Origin of the sequence: Streptomyces noursei, from assembly GCF_001646665.1 — a bacterium.
GTDB lineage: Bacteria > Actinomycetota > Actinomycetes > Streptomycetales > Streptomycetaceae > Streptomyces > Streptomyces lavendulocolor.
In genome coordinates this window covers 123,517-139,682 of record NZ_LWBU01000017.1, presented here as the reverse complement: position 1 = coordinate 139,682, position 16,166 = coordinate 123,517, and the positions used below count along the sequence as shown (strand labels likewise).

16 protein-coding genes and 1 tRNA gene are annotated in these 16,166 nt (G+C 74.7%); 8 read left to right on the top strand and 9 right to left on the bottom strand.

From position 1 onward, the window contains the following. Positions 1-75: 75 nt before the first annotated feature. Positions 76-152: transfer RNA gene (locus A4V12_RS02780), tRNA-Thr, on the top strand. An 86-nt stretch (positions 153-238) separates the two neighbouring features. Beyond that, positions 239-2,425: a restriction endonuclease gene (locus A4V12_RS02775; RefSeq protein WP_064067547.1), complete on the top strand. Its 2,187-nt coding sequence runs from the start codon at positions 239-241 to the stop codon at positions 2,423-2,425. A gap of 90 nt (positions 2,426-2,515) precedes the next feature. Here the strand turns inward: A4V12_RS02775 and A4V12_RS02770 are convergent, their stop codons facing one another. Further along, positions 2,516-3,907 carry an NAD(P)/FAD-dependent oxidoreductase gene (locus A4V12_RS02770; protein ID WP_064067546.1) on the bottom strand — a complete coding sequence of 464 codons (1,392 nt, stop codon included), beginning with the start codon at positions 3,905-3,907 and terminating at the stop codon, positions 2,516-2,518. A 47-nt stretch (positions 3,908-3,954) separates the two neighbouring features. Here A4V12_RS02770 and A4V12_RS02765 point away from each other — a divergent pair, with 47 nt between their 5' ends. Together A4V12_RS02765 and A4V12_RS02760 are read left to right on the top strand one after the other, a co-directional pair. Further along, on the top strand, positions 3,955-4,854 hold the full coding sequence (locus A4V12_RS02765) for an aminoglycoside phosphotransferase family protein (protein WP_423563759.1): 900 nt from the start codon (positions 3,955-3,957) through the stop codon (positions 4,852-4,854). 59 nt (positions 4,855-4,913) lie between these two features. Continuing rightward, positions 4,914-5,390 (top strand): GNAT family N-acetyltransferase, encoded by a 477-nt coding sequence (locus A4V12_RS02760; RefSeq protein WP_079136760.1) that lies wholly within the window; start codon positions 4,914-4,916, stop codon positions 5,388-5,390. A gap of 187 nt (positions 5,391-5,577) precedes the next feature. Here A4V12_RS02760 and A4V12_RS02755 read toward each other — a convergent pair whose 3' ends face one another. From A4V12_RS02755 to A4V12_RS02740, 4 genes are all read right to left on the bottom strand, one after another. Beyond that, on the bottom strand, positions 5,578-6,489 hold the full coding sequence (locus A4V12_RS02755; RefSeq protein ID WP_064067544.1) for a hypothetical protein: 912 nt from the start codon (positions 6,487-6,489) through the stop codon (positions 5,578-5,580). A gap of 238 nt (positions 6,490-6,727) precedes the next feature. Next, positions 6,728-7,726 (bottom strand): zinc-binding dehydrogenase, encoded by a 999-nt coding sequence (locus A4V12_RS02750; protein ID WP_064067543.1) that lies wholly within the window; start codon positions 7,724-7,726, stop codon positions 6,728-6,730. A 137-nt stretch (positions 7,727-7,863) separates the two neighbouring features. Then, complete coding sequence (locus A4V12_RS02745; RefSeq protein WP_064067542.1) at positions 7,864-9,039, bottom strand: FAD-dependent oxidoreductase; 1,176 nt, start codon at positions 9,037-9,039, stop codon at positions 7,864-7,866. A gap of 391 nt (positions 9,040-9,430) precedes the next feature. Beyond that, positions 9,431-9,931, bottom strand: a complete 501-nt coding sequence (locus A4V12_RS02740) for a hypothetical protein (RefSeq protein ID WP_064067650.1) — start codon at positions 9,929-9,931, stop codon at positions 9,431-9,433. 118 nt (positions 9,932-10,049) lie between these two features. On the opposite strand from A4V12_RS02740, the gene A4V12_RS02735 reads away from it, so the two are divergent. After that, positions 10,050-10,661, top strand: a complete 612-nt coding sequence (locus A4V12_RS02735) for a Uma2 family endonuclease (protein ID WP_423563756.1) — start codon at positions 10,050-10,052, stop codon at positions 10,659-10,661. A gap of 3 nt (positions 10,662-10,664) precedes the next feature. Here A4V12_RS02735 and A4V12_RS02730 read toward each other — a convergent pair whose 3' ends face one another. Further along, positions 10,665-11,273, bottom strand: coding sequence for a response regulator (locus tag A4V12_RS02730; protein WP_064067541.1), 609 nt, complete (start codon positions 11,271-11,273; stop codon positions 10,665-10,667). Then, entirely contained in the window at positions 11,270-12,337 is a 1,068-nt protein-coding gene (locus A4V12_RS02725; RefSeq protein ID WP_064067648.1) for a sensor histidine kinase, read from the bottom strand. The genes A4V12_RS02730 and A4V12_RS02725 overlap by 4 nt, the downstream gene beginning before the upstream one ends. A 152-nt stretch (positions 12,338-12,489) precedes the next feature. On the opposite strand from A4V12_RS02725, the gene A4V12_RS02720 reads away from it, so the two are divergent. Together A4V12_RS02720 and A4V12_RS02715 are read left to right on the top strand one after the other, a co-directional pair. Continuing rightward, positions 12,490-13,056: a GlcG/HbpS family heme-binding protein gene (locus A4V12_RS02720; RefSeq protein ID WP_423563754.1), complete on the top strand. Its 567-nt coding sequence runs from the start codon at positions 12,490-12,492 to the stop codon at positions 13,054-13,056. A 31-nt stretch (positions 13,057-13,087) separates the two neighbouring features. Beyond that, on the top strand, positions 13,088-14,482 hold the full coding sequence (locus A4V12_RS02715) for a M1 family metallopeptidase (protein WP_064067646.1): 1,395 nt from the start codon (positions 13,088-13,090) through the stop codon (positions 14,480-14,482). Here the strand turns inward: A4V12_RS02715 and A4V12_RS02710 are convergent. Then, positions 14,463-14,975: a GNAT family N-acetyltransferase gene (locus A4V12_RS02710; RefSeq protein WP_064067540.1), complete on the bottom strand. Its 513-nt coding sequence runs from the start codon at positions 14,973-14,975 to the stop codon at positions 14,463-14,465. The genes A4V12_RS02715 and A4V12_RS02710 overlap by 20 nt on opposite strands. 61 nt (positions 14,976-15,036) lie before the next feature. Then, positions 15,037-15,612 (bottom strand): TerD family protein, encoded by a 576-nt coding sequence (locus A4V12_RS02705; protein WP_064067539.1) that lies wholly within the window; start codon positions 15,610-15,612, stop codon positions 15,037-15,039. Positions 15,613-15,720: 108 nt separating this feature from the next. Here A4V12_RS02705 and arfB point away from each other — a divergent pair, with 108 nt between their 5' ends. Then, on the top strand, positions 15,721-16,158 hold the full coding sequence (gene arfB / locus A4V12_RS02700; RefSeq protein WP_064067538.1) for an alternative ribosome rescue aminoacyl-tRNA hydrolase ArfB: 438 nt from the start codon (positions 15,721-15,723) through the stop codon (positions 16,156-16,158). Positions 16,159-16,166 lie beyond the last annotated feature (8 nt).

Below are 16,166 nucleotides of genomic sequence, written 5' to 3'. Positions count from 1 at the left end.
GGGGAACTCCATGGTCCGGGGATGTGGTGCTGTGTAGAGTGGTGATGCCTCTCACGTGCGCGGCACGTGGGCGTTGCCTCCTTAGCTCAGTTGGCTAGAGCGCGTGACTTGTAATCTCGAGGTCGTCGGTTCGATTCCGACAGGAGGCTCCAGCAAAACCGTGTCCCGGACCGTTCTGGTCCGGGACACTTTGCGTTCGAGGGTGAATGGCTGGTGTGCCTGGGGAGGGGTGCGTCGGATGAGTCGTCGTTCCGGTGGGCTGATCGGTGCGTGGGCGGAGGCCCAGCGGCAGCAGCAGCGGCAGGCGGAGGCCCGGCGGACGGCCGTGGTGCGCGACCGGCAGCGGGCGGAGCGGGAGCAGCGGGCGTACGAGCGGGACATGGCGCGGATGCACCGGGAGCAGCGGGCGGAGTACCGGCGCCGCCGGGAGGCCGACGTCCTGCGGCGGACGCAGGAGCTGGACGCCCGGGTGGCGGAGCTGGAGGGGCTGCTCGCGGCGGGGTGCGGTGCGCCGGCGTTCCGGGTGTCGGCGCTGCGGCGCGACGAGTCCGTGGAGCCCTTCTCGCCGGGGCCGTTGGGCCGGCCGGTGGCGATGCCGGACCCGGCGCTGTACCAGGCGCAGGGCGGATGGACGGCGAGCGGGCGGGCGCAGGCGGAGCGGGAGGCGAGGGCCCGCTACGAGCGGGACTGGTACGCGGCGCAGGCGGCGGAGAGCCGGCGCGCGGAACAGTTGCGGGAGTACCGGCGGCAGTACGACGAGTGGGCCGCCGACACGGTGCGGCAGGCGCGGGAGCACAACGCGGGGCTCGCGGGCCTGGCCGAGGCGATGCGGCGGGGCGAGCCGGAGACGGTGGTGGAGTTCTTCTCGGCCGCCCTGTACGCGTCGTCCGCCTGGCCGGAGGGTTTTCCGCGGGAGGTGTCGGCCGCCTACGACCGGGGGGCCCGGCAGCTGGTGCTGGACTGGGCGCTGCCGGGGTTCGACGTGGTGCCGGAGGCGAAGGGGGTGCGGTACCTGGTCGGTACGGATCAGGAGAAGCCGGTTCCCCGGCCGGTGACGCAGCGGCGTGCGCTCTACCGGGACGTGGTGGCGCAGTGCGTGCTGCTGGCGCTGCGCGAGGTGTTCGTCGCGGACGAGGCGGGTGCGCTCGGGTCGGTGGCGCTCAACGGGTTCGTGGACGATCGGGACCCCGCGACGGGGCGGCCGGCGCGGGTGGTGCTCGCGACGGTCGCGGTGGAGCGGGAGGTGTTCGAGGGGCTCCACCTGGAGCTGGTGGACGCCGTCGAGTGCCTGACGGTCGCGCTGCGGGGGCAGTTGTCGGCACGGCCCGATCAGCGCGCGGCGGTGCGGCCGGTTCGCTCGCCCGACCGGGTGGGGTCGGGGGTCGCGTCGCACGGAGGTGGTGAGGAGCCGGACCTGCTGGCGATGGACCCGGTGGAGTTCGAGGGGCTGGTCGCCGAGTTGTTCCGGGCCCGGGGGCTCCAGGCGGTGACGACGCAGCGGTCGAACGACGGTGGCGTGGACGTCGACGCCGTCGACCCGGATCCGATCAGCGGCGGGTCGATCATCGTCCAGGTGAAGCGGTACCGGAACACGGTTCCGCCGAGCGCGGTGCGTGACCTGTACGGGACGGTGCAGGGCGCGGGCGCGAACAAAGGGGTGCTGGTCACCACGTCGGGCTTCGGGCCCGGTTCGTACGCCTTCGCCAACGGCAAGCCGCTGACGCTGGTCTCCGGTCCCGAACTGGTCGACCTGCTGCACCGGCATGGTCTGCGCGGGCGGCTCGGGAACACGTCCTCGGCGACGGGAACGGCGACGGCGACGGGACCGGGGGCGGGGCCGGGGGCGCGCGCGGGGACCGCCACGGGCACGGGGGCGGGGACGGCGGCGGGGTCCGATCCGGGACCGGGGGCTTCCCACGCGTCGGTCGACGACGACACGGCCGACTTCAACGTCCTGGGCATGGACTGGTCGGGGTCGGTGGCCCTGGACGTGTGCGCGCTGGTGTGCACGGGCTCGCGCGTCATCAGTGACGATCACTTCGTCTTCTTCAACAACCCGGGGACACCGGACGGTTCGGTGCGCATGATGCGGGCGTTCTCCGGAGACCGGGCCGCGGTCCGGGTGGAGTTCGACGGGCTGCCCGAACGGGCCGACCGCCTGGTGCTGGTGGCCGCCGTGGACCCGGAGGTGAATCCGGACGCGGACCTGTCGGGGTTCACGGACGCCGGGATCCGGTTGCGCGACGCGTCGGGCGTGGAGCTCGACCGGCTGACGGTGTCGGACGGCCGGGCCGGGGAGACGGCCCTGGTGCTCGGGTCCTTCCGGCGCCGGGCGGGAGGCGACTGGGACTTCGTCCTCGGCGGCAAGGGCTACCCGGGAGGTCTCGCGGCCCTGGTGGGTGATTTCGGCATCGAGGTCGCGTAGGCGGGAGACGCGCGGGCGGGAGACGCGCGGGCGGGAGCGGAGCCGAAGGGCCCCGGGCGACGACGTCCGGGGCCCTCGTCGCGGGCGGGGTCAGTGGCGGCCGGAGACGCGGTCGGCGAGGGCGGCGACGCGGTCGGTGGTGGGGGTGTGGGCGGTGGCCTCGCGGCGGTCGGCGGCGCGGTAGGCGGCGTAGAGGGTGCGGACGCCGAGCCAGCGGAGGGGTTCGGGCTCCCAGGGGCGGACCTTGTGGTTCACCCACGGCAGGGTGGTGAGGTCGGTGGGCCCCGACTGGCCGGAGTCCTGCTGGATCAGGTCGCGGAGGGTGCGGGCGGCGAGGTTGGCCGTGGCGACGCCGGAGCCGACGTAACCGCCGGCCCAGCCGAGGCCGGTGGAGCGGTCGAGGGTGACGGTGGCGCACCAGTCGCGCGGGACGCCGAGGACACCGGACCAGGCGTGGGCGATGCCGGTGCCCGCGAGCCGGGGGAACATGCGGATGAGGACCTCGCGGAGCGCGTCGACGGTGGCGGGCTGCGTGCGGCCGTCGTTGTCGGTCCGCGATCCGTAGCGGTAGGGGATGCCGCGGCCGCCGAGGGCGATGCGGTCGTCGGCGGTGCGCTGCGCGTACATGTAGGCGTGCGCCATGTCGCCGAGGGTCTCGCGGCCGGTCCAGCCGAGGTCGTCCCAGTCGGACGGGGAGAGCGGGTCGGTGACGATCATGGAGGAGTTCATGGGGAGCCAGGTCCGCCGGTGGCCCTTGATGCCGGCGGTGAACCCCTCGGTGCAGCGCAGGACGTAGGGGGCGCGGACCGTGCCGTAGGGGGTGACGGCGTGCTTGGGCTCGATCCCGGTGACCGGCGTCCCCTCGTGGATGGTGACACCGAGGGCCTCCACGGTGGCGGCGAGGCCCTTGACCAGCTTGACCGGGTGGATGCGGGCGCCGTGCGGGGTCCACGTCGAGCCGACGGCTCCGGTGACGCGGACGCGCTCGGCGGTCTCGCGGGCGCCGAGCAGCCGGCGGTCGGTCTCGCCGAAGGCGACCTCGACGGAGTGGTACGCCTTCAGGCGGTCCAGCTGCGCCGGAGTGCGGGCGACCTCGAGGACGCCGCCGCGGTGGACGTCGGCGTCGATGCCCTCGGCCGCGGCCGTCTCGATCACCTCGGTGACGGTGGCGTTCATCGCCTGCTGGAGCCGTACGGCGGCCTCGTGCCCGTGCGCCTTGGCGTAGCGGTCGCGGCCGGCGATGCCGTTGTAGAGCCAGCCACCGTTGCGGCCGGAAGCGCCGTAGCCGCAGAAGTGGCCTTCCAGGACGATGATGTTGAGGAACGGGACGGCCTTCTTGAGGTAGTACGCCGTCCACAGGCCGGTGTAGCCGCCGCCGACGATGCAGACGTCGGCCGTGGTGTCGCCGGGGAGGGGCTCTCGCGCTGCGGGCGTGCCCTCCTGGGCGTACCAGAACGATATGCCGCCGTTGACGGTGTTCATGTGGTTCCTCGGGTGCGTCGCCGGTGAGTGGGTGTGGACGCTATCGGATGGGGTGCGTGGTGATCGAGGTGCCGGCCGAGCTGGCCGCGGCGCAGGACCGGTTCAACGGCGAGGAGGGGCGGGCGTTCGTCGCCGCGTTGCCGGCGCGGGCGGAGCGGTTCCTGGAGGAGTGGGGACTGCGGCGGACCGGTCCCGCGATGTACGGGATGGTGTCGCTGGTGCTGCCGGTGACGGTGGTGGCGGACGGGGCGCCGGCCGCGCTGAAGTTGCAGCTGCTGGACGAGGAGAACGAGGGGGAGGCGGCGGCGCTGCGCGCCTGGGACGGTGACGGCGCGGTGCGGCTGCTGGCCGAGGACCCGGGGACCGGCACGCTGCTGCTGGAACGGCTGGACGAGGGACGTGACCTGGCGGGGACGGCCGACTCGCGGGAGGCGACGCGGGTGCTGGCCGGGCTGATGGCGCGGCTGGTGGCCGTGGCGGCGCCGGCCGGGATGCGGAACCTGGGCGACATGGCGGCGGAGATGCTCGACGACGTCACCGAAGCGGTGGGGGAGCTGGAGCGGGAGGACGACCGGCGGCTGGTGCGGGACTGCGCGGCGGCGGTGCGGGAGGTGGCCGGCGAGCCGGGGGACCGGCTGCTCCACTGGGACCTGCACTTCGGCAACGTACTGGCGTCCCGTCGGGAGCCGTGGCTGGCGATCGACCCCAAGCCGCTCGCGGGGGACCCGGGGTTCGAACTGCTGCCGGCGCTCTTCAACCGCTTCGACCGGGACGAGGTGCTGTGGCGGTTCGACCTGCTGACGGAGGTCCTGGGCCTGGACCGGGAACGGGCCGGGGCGTGGACGCTCGGGCGGGTGCTGCAGGACGCGCTGTGGTGCGTGGAGGACGGGGAGACGGTGCTGGAGGGCGAGCGGCCGGAGGTGGCGCGGCTGCTGCTGGGCCGGTAAGGGGTTCAGGGTGTGGACGCTACTGGCGCGGCGGGGGGTGCGCGGGGCAGGCTGCGGTCATGATTCGTAGCGCTGTCGTCGACGACGTACCCGCCATCCACGCGATGGTCCGTGAACTCGCCGAGTACGAGAAGGCCCTGCACGAGGTGCGGGCGAGCGAGGAGCAGCTGCGGGAGGCGCTCTTCGGCGAGCGACCCGCGGCCTTCGCGCACATCGCGGAGACCGACGAGGGGGAGGTCGCCGGCTTCGCCCTGTGGTTCCTCAACTTCTCGACGTGGCGCGGGGTGCACGGCATCTACCTGGAGGACCTGTACGTGCGGCCCGAGCTGCGCGGCGGCGGGCACGGGAAGGCGCTGCTGCGGGAGCTGGCGCGGATCTGTGTGGCCCGGGGGTACGAACGGCTGGAGTGGTCCGTGCTGAACTGGAACACCCCGTCGATCGACTTCTACGAGTCGCTGGGCGCGCGGCCGCAGGACGAGTGGACGGTGTACCGGCTGACCGACGAGGCGCTGGCGGAGCTGGGCCGACGCGGGTAGGCGCGGGGCGGGGCGGGCCCGGGCCGGCCTGGCCCGGGTGGGCTCGCGGCCCGGGGCGGGGGCGGGCTCGGACGGGTGCGCGGCCCGGGGCGGGGGCGGGCCCGGACGGGTGCGCGGCTCGGACGGGTGCGGGCCCGGGGCGGGTGCGGGCCCGGGCCCATGTGCGCGGGTGCGGCAGCGTGTGCGGTCAGGTGCGCGCGGGGTCGCAGGTGAGGGTGGGGCCGGTGAGCATTCCCCCGGTGCTCTCCTGGCCCCGGGGCGTCCAGTAGCCGAGCTTGGACACGATCGTGGAGCAGGCGGCGGCCAGGGTGGCCCGGACGGTGACGGTCGCCGGGCGGCCCGGCTGGAGGTCGGTGAGCGCGCAGTCGAGCGCGTACATGCTCCGGGCCGTGGACGGGTAGCGGCCGGGCAGCGGGTTGACGCAGCGCGGGTCCGTCGTGGTGAGCCGGATGCCCGAGGACTCCTCGCCGATGAGGCCGAGCCGGGCGCTGCCGTCGCCCTGGTCCCCGACGCGGGCGACGGTGTACGTGAGGGTGGACGTGGTGCCCGGCCGCAGGACGCCGGGTGCGCCGCCCGCGGTGGTCACGTCGACGCGGTGGCTGGGCTGCGGCTTGGCGTCGGTGAGGGTGACGGTGGCGTGCGCGTCGCCGTGCAGGTCGGTCTCCTGCGCGTCGGAGCGTACGTGGACGGCCGCGTCGATCTCGTAGGTGCCCGGGCCCGGGTAGTCGGCGCGCCCGGCGAGGGTTCCGGTCGCGGCGGGGCGGTCGGCGGGGCCGCCGGCGAGATGGGCGGTCCAGGTGCCGGAGGTGCGGCAGACGGGCCGGACCCGCGTGGTGCCCCGGCGGCAGGTGGCCGCGGCCGACACGGTCATGGTCGCGCCGGTGTTGGTGACGCACAGGGCGATGTCGGCGTACTGGCCGTGCGGGCCGCGCAGGGTGCCGCCGGGGGCGCAGTGGGTGACCGGGCCGGTGGCGGGCGGCGGCGCGGCCGCGCCGGCCCGGGCGGGCGGCGGCGTGGCGTGCGCGGCGGTGACGGTCCACAGCAGCAGCGCGCCCAGGGCGCCCAGTACGTGAAGCCTGGCGGGGGGTCTCGTGCTCATCGGTGCCTCCTGCTCGGCGGGCTCGGTGGCCCGGTCGGCTCGGACGGCTTGGATGGTGCGGGAGGCGCACGCCCGTGACGTCCGCCCCACGCGGGGACTGCGCCGGTTCCCTTACGCCGGTTCACCCGGGCGGCGTCATGGGCGGGCCGGTCCCGGGACCCGGTCCCGAGACCCCGGCCACGGAACCCGGGCGGGTCCGGGGTCCTGGCCGGGGAGCCCGACCGGCCGGGGAGCCCGGTCACGGGACGAGGACCACCTTGCCCATGGTGGCGCGGGTCTCCAGAGCGCGGTGGGCGCCGGCCGCGTCGGCGAGCGGGAAGCGCTGAACGGCGGGGCGGAGGCGGCCGGCGGCGGCCTCGTCCAGGGAGCGGAGCTCCAGGGTGCGGATGTCCCCGCCGGCCTTCTCGATCATGGCGGGTCCGAGGATCGGCGGGGCGGTGATGCCGCGCCGGGTGAGCTCCTCGTCGGTGAGGGTCAGCGGCTCGCCGTCGTGCGGCCCCTTGCCCGCCCAGCCGTAGACCACGTGCTGCCCGCCCCTGCCGAGGAGGTCGAGGGCGGCGCGGCCGGTGGCGCCGCCGACGGCGTCGAACAGGACGGTCGCCCGCCGGCCGTCCAGGTACGCGCGGACCCGGTCCGGCCAGTCCGGCCGCCGGTAGTCGACCGCGAGGTCCGCGCCGTTGGCCAGCACCCGGGTGACCTTCTCGGGGCCGCCGGCGAGGCCGATCACGGTGGCGCCGGCGTTCTTGGCGTACTGGACGAGGAGCGTGCCGATGCCGCCGGCCGCCGCGGTGACCAGCGCGACGGCGTCCGGACCGAGGTCGGTGAACTGGAGGATGCCGAGGGTGGTGCGGCCGGTGCCGATCATGGCGACGGCCTCGGCGTCACCGAGCGCGGGCGGGATCTCGTGGAGCCGGGCGGCATCGGTGACGGCCAGCTCGGCGTAGCCGCCCGGCACCATGCCGAGGTGGGCGACCACGCGCTTGCCCAGCCACGCGGGGTCGGTGCCCTCGCCGAGGGCGTCCACCGTGCCGGCGACCTCGCGGCCGGGAACGGTGGGCAGCTCGACGGGGACGGGGTACGGGCCGGTCATGCCCCGGCGCAGGGCGGTGTCCAGGACGTGCACCCCGGCCGCCGTGACGGCGATCCGGACCTGGCCGGGGGCGGGCGCGGGGTCCGGCACCTCCTCGAGGGCGAGGTTCTCGGCGGGGCCGAAGGCGTGGAGGCGGATGGCGTGCATGGCGGGCTCTCCCTTGCTTGCTTGCTTGCTGGGCGGGGCGGACGGCGTGCGGAGCCGCGGGCTCGCGGTGGTGCGGGCTCGCGGTGCCGCTGTTCCGCGGGTACGGGGAGAGCCTTCAGCCTCAAGTTCGCTTGAGGTCAAGGGGCGGGCGTACGGGACGGCGTGACACGCGCGGCCCGCAGGGCGAGGGAGGCCGCCTCGACCGCGCTGGTGAACGACACCTCGCTCAGGACACCGGGCGCCGCGACCTGGTCGCCCGCCAGGAGGACCCCGTCGCCCCGGTCGATCGCCGGGCGGTCGCGCCAAGTGGTGCCCGGCAGGTCGACCGCCCCCGTACGGCCGTTGGCGACGGCCTCGCGCCGCCACAGGGTGCGCTCCCGCCAGCCGGGGAAGCCCTTGTCGAGCAGCCGCTCCGCATGGGCGACGCCGTCCGCCTTCGACTGGTGCGCGGCGATCGGGAACTGGCCCTGGAGGAGGGTCCGCCCGGCCGGGGCGAGGGAGGGGTCCTGGGCGGTGAACCGTTCCAGCCAGCCGGGTGCGTCCAGGTCGGAGATGACGAACGGGTCGCCGCGGTGCGGCCGGAGCGCGAGGTCGAGCAGGACGGTGCGCCCGCTGGGCCAGGTGAGGGACGGGTCGCCGAGGAGGCGGCTTGCGGCGTCCAGGGACGTGGCGACGACGACCGGGCCGTCCCGGTCGGGCAGCGCGTCGACACGTGCGGAGGTCTCGATCCGTACACCGAGGTTCCGGGCACGGGCGGCCATCCGGTCGATGACCCCGCCCCAGCCGCCGCGCGGGTAGTGCGCCTCGGGCGGCAGCGCGGTGGCCCGGCGCAGCCGCTCCTGCACGAAGCGGGCGGAGAGGGAGCCGGGGTCGTGGTGGAACAGCGCGACGGCCGCGAAGTGCGCGGCGGCGCGGCCGGCGGGGTGGCCGACGAGATTCTGCGACCAGGTGGCGAAGTCCAGGTCCACCGGGGCCTTCTCGGGCCTGCGGCGCGTCAGGCGGAGCATCCCGAGGGGCGGCATGCGGCGCAGCTCGCCGTCCAGGTGGAAGCGGAACCGGGCGCCCTCGAGGGGCGGCACCGCGGCCATCGGCCCCAGCAGGCCGCGCCGCGCCAGCCAGGACCAGTGCGGGCCCCGGTTGTAGAGGGCGTGGGGGCCTTCGTTCGTGCGGTACGGGCCCTCGGCGGTGCGGGCCCGCCCGCCGAGGCCGCGGTGCGCCTCGTGGAGGGTGACGGAAGCGCCGGCTTCGGCGGCGGTGATGGCTGCGGTGAGGCCGGCGAAGCCGCCGCCGATGATGGTGATGGGGGTGGGCATGGTGTCTCTCCCGAAGGTTGTGTGGCCGTTCCTCGGGGATGACGGGTGGGGCGGTGCGATGTGTGACATCGGGCCGGATGCGGGCCCTCGGCGGGCGCGGGCGCGGGTGCGGGCCGGGTGGGGGCGCGGGTGGGTGCGGGCCGGGTGCAGGGTGCGGGGGTCCATGGCGGTGCGGGTGCCGGTGGGCCTCGGGGCCGGCCGGGGGTGGCCGGCGTGGCCCCTCCGGGCTCGTCTCCTCGGGGCCGGCGGCCCTGGGCGCCGGTCAGGGAGCCGTCACGGAGCCGCCGACCCCTGCGGGGACGACCCTGCACGGCCCCGCCGGGGTGGTGTGCCGGGTGCGGGGCAGTGGGGTGTGGTGCCGCCGGGCGGGTGGGTGTCCGGGCGGTGGGGGTCAGGGGACGCGGGGGAAGCGGGACTGGAGGGTCCAGATCGCCGGGTTGTCCGCCAGGCCCTCGTGCATGTCCGTGAGGTCGGCGATCAGGTCGTGGAGGAAGTCGCGGGCCTCCCGCCGCAGCACCCCGTGGTTGAACGTCAGCGGCGGTTCCTCGGCCGGCATCCAGTCGGCCTCGACGTCCACCCACCCGAAGCGGCGCTCGAACAGCATCCGGTCCGTGGACTCGGTGAAGTCCAGCTCGGCGTACTGCGGCTGCGCCGACCGGCTGCCGCGCGGGTCGCGGTCGAGCCGCTCGACGATGTCGCACAGCGCCCACGCGAAGTCGAGCACGGGCACCCATCCCCAGGCCGTCGAGATCTCGCGGTCGGCCTTGGTGTCGGCGACGTACACGTCCCCGCAGAACAGGTCGTGCCGCAGCGCGTGGACGTCCGCGTGGCGGTAGTCCGTCTGCGGCGGGTCCGGGAAGCGGCGGGAGAGGGAGTAGCCGATGTCGAGCACGTGGTCGATGGTGTCACGGCCGGGCGTGCGCTCACACGTGCGAGTGAACGGCACCCGATCTCCCGGACGGGGCGCGGCCTACGCTGGGAACGTTGCTCCGCATCGAAGGAGGTCCGCCGTGGCACTGCCCGTTCCCGAGCGCGAGCCGGTCGACTACCGGTCCATGGCCGAGTTGCTCAAGGACCAGGTTCCGGGCCTGTCCGTGGAGGAAGCCTTCGACATGTTCAGTGCGGTCGCCCCTAAGGGGTGGCGCGTGGAGTTGATCGAAGGGGAGATCCACGTGACGCCTCCTGCCAATGGTGAGCACGAAGAGATCGTGTCCGAGGTGACCGGCCAGGTGCGGGATCACCGAAAGGACCTGGGGCGCTACACCGGTATCGGGCTCTTCCTGCCAGGCGCCTCCGTCAGCGGCAAGGTCGAACCGGACATCGTCCTCGCCCCCAAGGGCAGCTTCGACGACCAGGCGGAGTACCACGACCCCTCCGCCGTCCTGCTCGTCGCCGAGGTCACCTCGCGCTCCACCGCCGGCAACGACCGGGTGAAGAAGATCCGTGGCTACGCCCGTGCCGGGATCCCGGTGTACCTGCTCATCGACCGCGAGTCCGAGCAGGCCGTGGTGTGCACGGAGCCGTCCGGGGAGGACTACGGGGCCAAGGCCGCGTACAAGCTCGGCGAGGTCGTCCCGCTGCCCGATCCGCTCGGCTTCGACCTCGACACCGGCCGGTTCTGACCGTCACGGCAGCAGGCGCTGCTCCTTGGCGACGGCCACCGCGCCCGCGCGGGTGTCGACGCCGAGCTTGGTGTAGATGCGGCCCAGGTGGGTCTTGACGGTGGCTTCGCTGATGAACAGCGCGCGGGCGATCTCGCGGTTGCCCAGGCCGCGGGCGAGCTGGCCGAGGATGTCCCGCTCGCGGTCGGTGAGCGCCGGGGCGGCCGGTGCGGAGGCGGCGCGGCGGGCCACGGGGGCCGACAGGGTGGTACGGCCCTGCGCGGCGGCGCGGATGGCGGCGAACAGCTCCTCGGGACGCTCGGCCTTCAGCAGGTAGCCGGTGGCGCCGGCACCGATCGCCCGGGTGACGTCGGCGTCCGTGTCGTAGGTGGTGAGGACCAGGACGCGGACGTCGGGGGAGGCGATGCGCCGGGTGGCCTCCACCCCGTCGATGCCGGGACCCAGCTGGAGGTCCATGAGGACGACGTCCGGCGCCAGTTTCGCGGCCGTCGCGACCGCCTCCTCGCCGCCGGCGGCCTCGCCGACCACCTCGATGCCGGGCGCGCTGGCGAGGAGCGCGAGGAGCCCGGCGCGTACCACGGCGTGGTCGTCGCAGATCAGGACGCGGATCACCGGGGTTCCTCCAAGGGGATCGAGACGGACAGCACCGTGCCCTCGCCGGGCGCGGACTCGACGGTCAGGGTGCCGCCCAGCTGCTCGGCGCGCGCCCGGACGGCGGGCAGACCGTGGCCCCGCGCGCCGGGCGGCGGCACGGCCCGCGGATCGAAGCCCCGCCCGTCGTCGGCGACGTCCAGCACCACCTGGTCGCCCAGGTACGTGAGCGTCACCGCGGCCGACGTGGCCCGCGCGTGCTCCCGTACGTTGGCCAGGGCGCCCTGCGCGATCCGCAGCAGCGCCGCCCCCACCCGGTCGGGCAGGTCCACGGGCGGGCCGTCGACCCGGAAACCGACCGGCAGCGCGGCCCCGGACTCGCGGGCCGCCAGGGCGCGCAGCGCGTCCTCCAGGCCGCCGCCCCCGGCCAGGTCGGCGGGCGCCAGGTCGTGCACGAACCGCCGGGCCTCCGCCAGGCTGTGCTCGGCGATCGACGCGGCCGTACGGACATGGCGGCGCGCGGCCGGCAGGTCGGCGTCCCACGTGCGGTCGGCGGCCTGGAGCAGCATCCGCTGGCTGGACAGCCCCTGGGCCAGGCTGTCGTGGATCTCCATCGACAGCCGCTGCCGTTCGGCGAGGGTGCCCTCCCGGCGCTCGGTCGCGGCCAGCCGCTCCGCCTGACGCTGGGCGTGCACGAACACGGCGGTGGCGATGGCCGCGACGGCGGGCGGGGCGACCAGCAGGTTCGGGTCGGGGGCGCCGTCCGCGAGCCGGAGCTGCGCGACCACGACGAACACCGTCAGCAGGGCGACCAGCACCAGCGCGGCGCGCGGCCGCAGCGTCCGCAGCCCGGTGTAGAACAGCGGGACCGCGCACCAGGCGAAGCTCGGCGCCAGCACCACCAGCACCATCCACACGGCCACGACCGAGCACAGCCACGCCAGCCTGCGCGGCACGGGCAGCACGTACAGCACGGCCAGCGCCGCCGAGAGCGCCACCACCCAGGGGCCCAGCTCCAGCCACGGGTGGCGCAGCAGGAACCGCGCCAGTGAGGCGCCCAGCAGCGCGAAGAACGCGGCGTGCATCACCCGCGCCAGCCCGCGGGCGTCGGGGTCCGGCTCCACGTCCACCACTCCTCGTAACCGATCTCCGTGCCCATCCTCACCCGGCCGGACCCGGCGGGCATCAACCGATCGGCTGACCCGGGGCACCCGTTCCCGGGCCCAGGATCGAAGGCATGACCAAGCACACCAGGAACACGATGTCGCTGCGCGCCCGCCTCCTGACCGGCACCGTCGCCGCCGCCGCGCTCGGCGCCGGCACCTTCGGCGCGATCTCCGCGAACGCCGCCGAGCCGGCCCCGGCACCCGCCGCCGCGGCCGCCGCCCACCCGCGCGACCTGACGCAGTCCACCCACCTGACGATCGACGCCGCCACCCGGGCCGCGCAGGCCGCCCTGGACGCGGCCGAGAGCGAGAACCAGCGCGTCACCGTGGCCGTCGTCGACCGCAACGGCAACACCGTCGTCACCCTGCGGGGCGACGGCACCGGGCCGCAGTCGTACGAGTCGGCCGTCCGCAAGGCGTTCACCGCCGTGTCGTGGAACGCGCCGACGTCCGAACTGGCCGAGCGGCTGAAGAGCGCCCCGAACCTCAAGGACATCCCCGGCACCCTCTTCCTCGCGGGCGGCGCCCCCGTCGCCGCCAAGGGCGCCCCGATCGCGGGCATCGGGGTGGCCGGCGCCCCCAGCGGGGCCCTGGACGAGAAGTTCGCCCAGGCGGGTGTCGCCGCCCTCGCCCGCTGAGCCGCCCGCCCCGCCCCTCTACGATCACCGGGTGGACCCACGCCGCCCCCGGGCTCTCGCCGCCGTCGCCGTCCTCCTCGCCGCCGCCCTCACCGGATGCACCGGCGAACGGGACGGCCGGGACGGCGGCGACCGGGCCGCCCGGGGCGCGGCCGGCCTGCGCGACCCGTACTTCCCCGCCCTCGGCAACGGCGGCTACGACGTGCGCCACTACGCCCTGACCCTCGCCTACGAGCCGGGCACCGGCCGCCTCACCGGCACCGCCGACATCACCGCCCGCGCCACGCAGGACCTCGGCGCCTTCAACCTCGACCTCACCGGGCTCACCGTCCACGGCGCCACCGTCGACGGTGAGCCCGCCGGCGTCCGCCGCGCGGGCGGCGAACTGACCCTGCGCCCCGCCGAGGACATCGCGGACGGCGCCACCTTCCGTACCGTCGTGCGCTACTCCGGCACACCCGCCACGATCACCGACGCCGAAGGGGCGCGGGAAGGCTGGCTCAGGACCGCCGACGGGGCGGTCGCACTCGGCGAGCCGACCGGTTCCACGGCCTGGTTCCCGGGCAACCACCACCCGTCCGACAAGGCCACGTACACGCTGGCCGTCACCGTCCCGCAGGGGCTGCGCGCCGTCTCCAACGGGGAACCGGGCCCGGAACGGACCAGCGGCGGACGCACCACGTACACCTGGCGCTCCACCGAACCGATGGCGAGCTACCTGGCGACGCTCGCCATCGGCCGGTACGAGACGCGGACCTCCCGCACGCCGGAGGGCCTGCCCGTCCACACCGCCGCCCGGGGCGAGCCGGCCCTCCTCGGCGAGATCCCCGAGCTGCTCGCCTGGGAGGTGGAGAAGTTCGGTCCGTACCCCTTCTCCTCGACCGGCGCGATCGTCGAGCCGCTGCTGGACGTCAGTTACGCGCTGGAGACGCAGAGCCGGCCGTTCTTCGACAAGGGCACCTTCACCGCCGCCACGCTGGTGCACGAGCTGGCCCACCAGTGGTACGGCAACTCCGTCTCGCCGAAGTCGTGGCGGGACATGTGGCTGAACGAGAGCTTCGCGACGTACGCGGAATGGCTGTACGCGGAGGACTACGAGGGCACGCCCGTGCAGGACAACTTCGACGAGGCGTTCGCCGAGGCGGAGAACTGGGCCTTCCCGCCCGCCGCGCCGCCCGCGGCCGTCGACCTGTCGGACCCGCCGGTCTACTTCCGGGGCGCGATGGTGCTGCACAAGGTCCGCGAGGCGGTGGGCGACGAGACGTTCTTCGCCGTCCTGCGCGGCTGGCCGGCGAAGTACCGGCACGCCAACGCCTCGACCGAGGACTTCGTCCGGTACGTGGAGGAGCAGGCCGGCGAGGACCTGACGGACCTGTGGGACGTGTGGCTGTACGGGCAGGACCGGCCTACAGCGCCTTCCTCATGACGATGCAGTCGCGGGCGAGCCGGTGGTCCTTGCGCCGGTCGACCTCCTCGTAGCCGAGGGCCGTCCAGAACGCGATGCCGTTCGGGTTGTTGTCGAGGACGGCGATGCGGATGCCCTCGCGGCCGAGCGCGCGGAAGCGCTTCTCGACGATCTCGGCCAGCTCGCGGCCGAAGCCGGCCCGGTGGTCGCGGGCGTGCACCATCAGCAGCCCGATCCACGGGTCGGGGTCGTCCGGGTCGGGGTGGTGGGCGCGGGTCACCGAGACGCCGATGACGTGCCCGGCCGAACGGGCCAGCAGCACCTCGGTGTCCGGATGGGACAGCTCCTGGGCGAGCGACGCGGCGACCTGCTCGGGCCGGATGTCGTCGGGGTCCGGGAAGTCCCCGCTGAGCTGCTGGAACTCCCGGTTGGACGCGTACAGCTCGGTGAGCTCGGTGAGCAGCGGGCCGGGCAGCGCGCCGTCCTCGCCCACCTCCAGCGGTTCGACGATCATGCGGAAACAGTAGGGCCCCGGCGCGGACTTCGCCGCCGGGGCCGCCACGTGGGGGCGCCGGTCAGATGTTGACGCCGAAGTCGCGGGCGATGCCCTCGAGGCCGGAGGCGTAGCCCTGGCCGACGGCACGGAACTTCCACTCCGCGCCGTTGCGGTACAGCTCGCCGAAGACCATGGCGGTCTCGGTGGCGGCGTCCTCGCTCAGGTCGTAGCGGGCGATCTCGGCGCCGCCGGCCTGGTTGATGATGCGGATGTAGGCGTTGCGGACCTGGCCGAAGTTCTGCGAGCGGCTGACCGCGTCGTAGATCGAGACCGGGAAGACGATCTTGTCGACGTTGGCGGGGAGGCCCGCGAGGTTGACGTTGATCTGCTCGTCGTCGCCGCCGCCCTCGCCGGTGCGGTTGTCACCGGTGTGGACGATGGTCTGGTCCGGGGTGGACTTGTTGTTGAAGAAGACGAAGTGGGCGTCGGAGGCGACCTTGCCGGCCGCGTCGACGCCGATCGCGGACGCGTCGAGGTCGAAGTCGGTACCCGTGGTGGTGCGGACGTCCCAGCCGAGCCCCACAGTGACGGCGGTCAGACCCGGCGCCTCCTTGGTCAGCGAGACGTTGCCGCCCTTGGACAGGCTTACAGCCATGGAGAGTCCCTTTCCTCGTACCTAGCGTCGTACCGGATAACGCACCGCGCGGCGGACTGGTTCCACGACCGGAAAACGGGATGACGCGACCGCCTCTGTGCGGGGACCATGGAGGGCATGTCCGGTCCCCATGTCATCCGCGGTTCGGTCTCCCTGCCGGAGGCCGAGCTCATGTGGCGTTTCTCCAGGTCGTCCGGGCCGGGCGGGCAGCACGTGAACACCAGCGACTCCCAGGTGGAGCTGCGCTTCGACCTGGCGCGCACGGAGGCGCTGCCGGCGGTCTGGAAGGAGCGGGCGCTGGAGCGGCTGGCGTCCCGGCTGGTCGGCGGGGTGCTCACGGTCCGCGCGTCGGAGCACCGCTCTCAGTGGCGCAACCGGGAGACGGCCGCGGTGCGCCTCGCGTCCCTGCTGGCCGAGGCGACGGCCCCGCCGCCGAAGCCGCGCCGTGCGACGAAGGTGCCGCGGGGCATCAACGAGCGGCGTCTGCGGCAGAAGAAGCAGCGGTCGGAGACGAAGCGCGGCCGGTCCGCCCGCGACTGGTCCTGACGCCCCGC

Coding starts and splice junctions, on each gene's coding strand:
- A4V12_RS02775 (WP_064067547.1), top strand. CDS start 239: ATGAGTCGTCGTTCCGGTGGGCTGATCGGTGCGTGGGCGGAGGCCCAG.
- A4V12_RS02770 (WP_064067546.1), bottom strand. CDS start 3,907: ATGAACACCGTCAACGGCGGCATATCGTTCTGGTACGCCCAGGAGGGC.
- A4V12_RS02765 (WP_423563759.1), top strand. CDS start 3,955: ATGGGGTGCGTGGTGATCGAGGTGCCGGCCGAGCTGGCCGCGGCGCAG.
- A4V12_RS02760 (WP_079136760.1), top strand. CDS start 4,914: ATGATTCGTAGCGCTGTCGTCGACGACGTACCCGCCATCCACGCGATG.
- A4V12_RS02755 (WP_064067544.1), bottom strand. CDS start 6,489: ATGAGCACGAGACCCCCCGCCAGGCTTCACGTACTGGGCGCCCTGGGC.
- A4V12_RS02750 (WP_064067543.1), bottom strand. CDS start 7,726: ATGCACGCCATCCGCCTCCACGCCTTCGGCCCCGCCGAGAACCTCGCC.
- A4V12_RS02745 (WP_064067542.1), bottom strand. CDS start 9,039: ATGCCCACCCCCATCACCATCATCGGCGGCGGCTTCGCCGGCCTCACC.
- A4V12_RS02725 (WP_064067648.1), bottom strand. CDS start 12,337: ATGCACGCCGCGTTCTTCGCGCTGCTGGGCGCCTCACTGGCGCGGTTC.
- A4V12_RS02720 (WP_423563754.1), top strand. CDS start 12,490: ATGACCAAGCACACCAGGAACACGATGTCGCTGCGCGCCCGCCTCCTG.
- A4V12_RS02710 (WP_064067540.1), bottom strand. CDS start 14,975: ATGATCGTCGAACCGCTGGAGGTGGGCGAGGACGGCGCGCTGCCCGGC.
- A4V12_RS02705 (WP_064067539.1), bottom strand. CDS start 15,612: ATGGCTGTAAGCCTGTCCAAGGGCGGCAACGTCTCGCTGACCAAGGAG.
- arfB (WP_064067538.1), top strand. CDS start 15,721: ATGGAGGGCATGTCCGGTCCCCATGTCATCCGCGGTTCGGTCTCCCTG.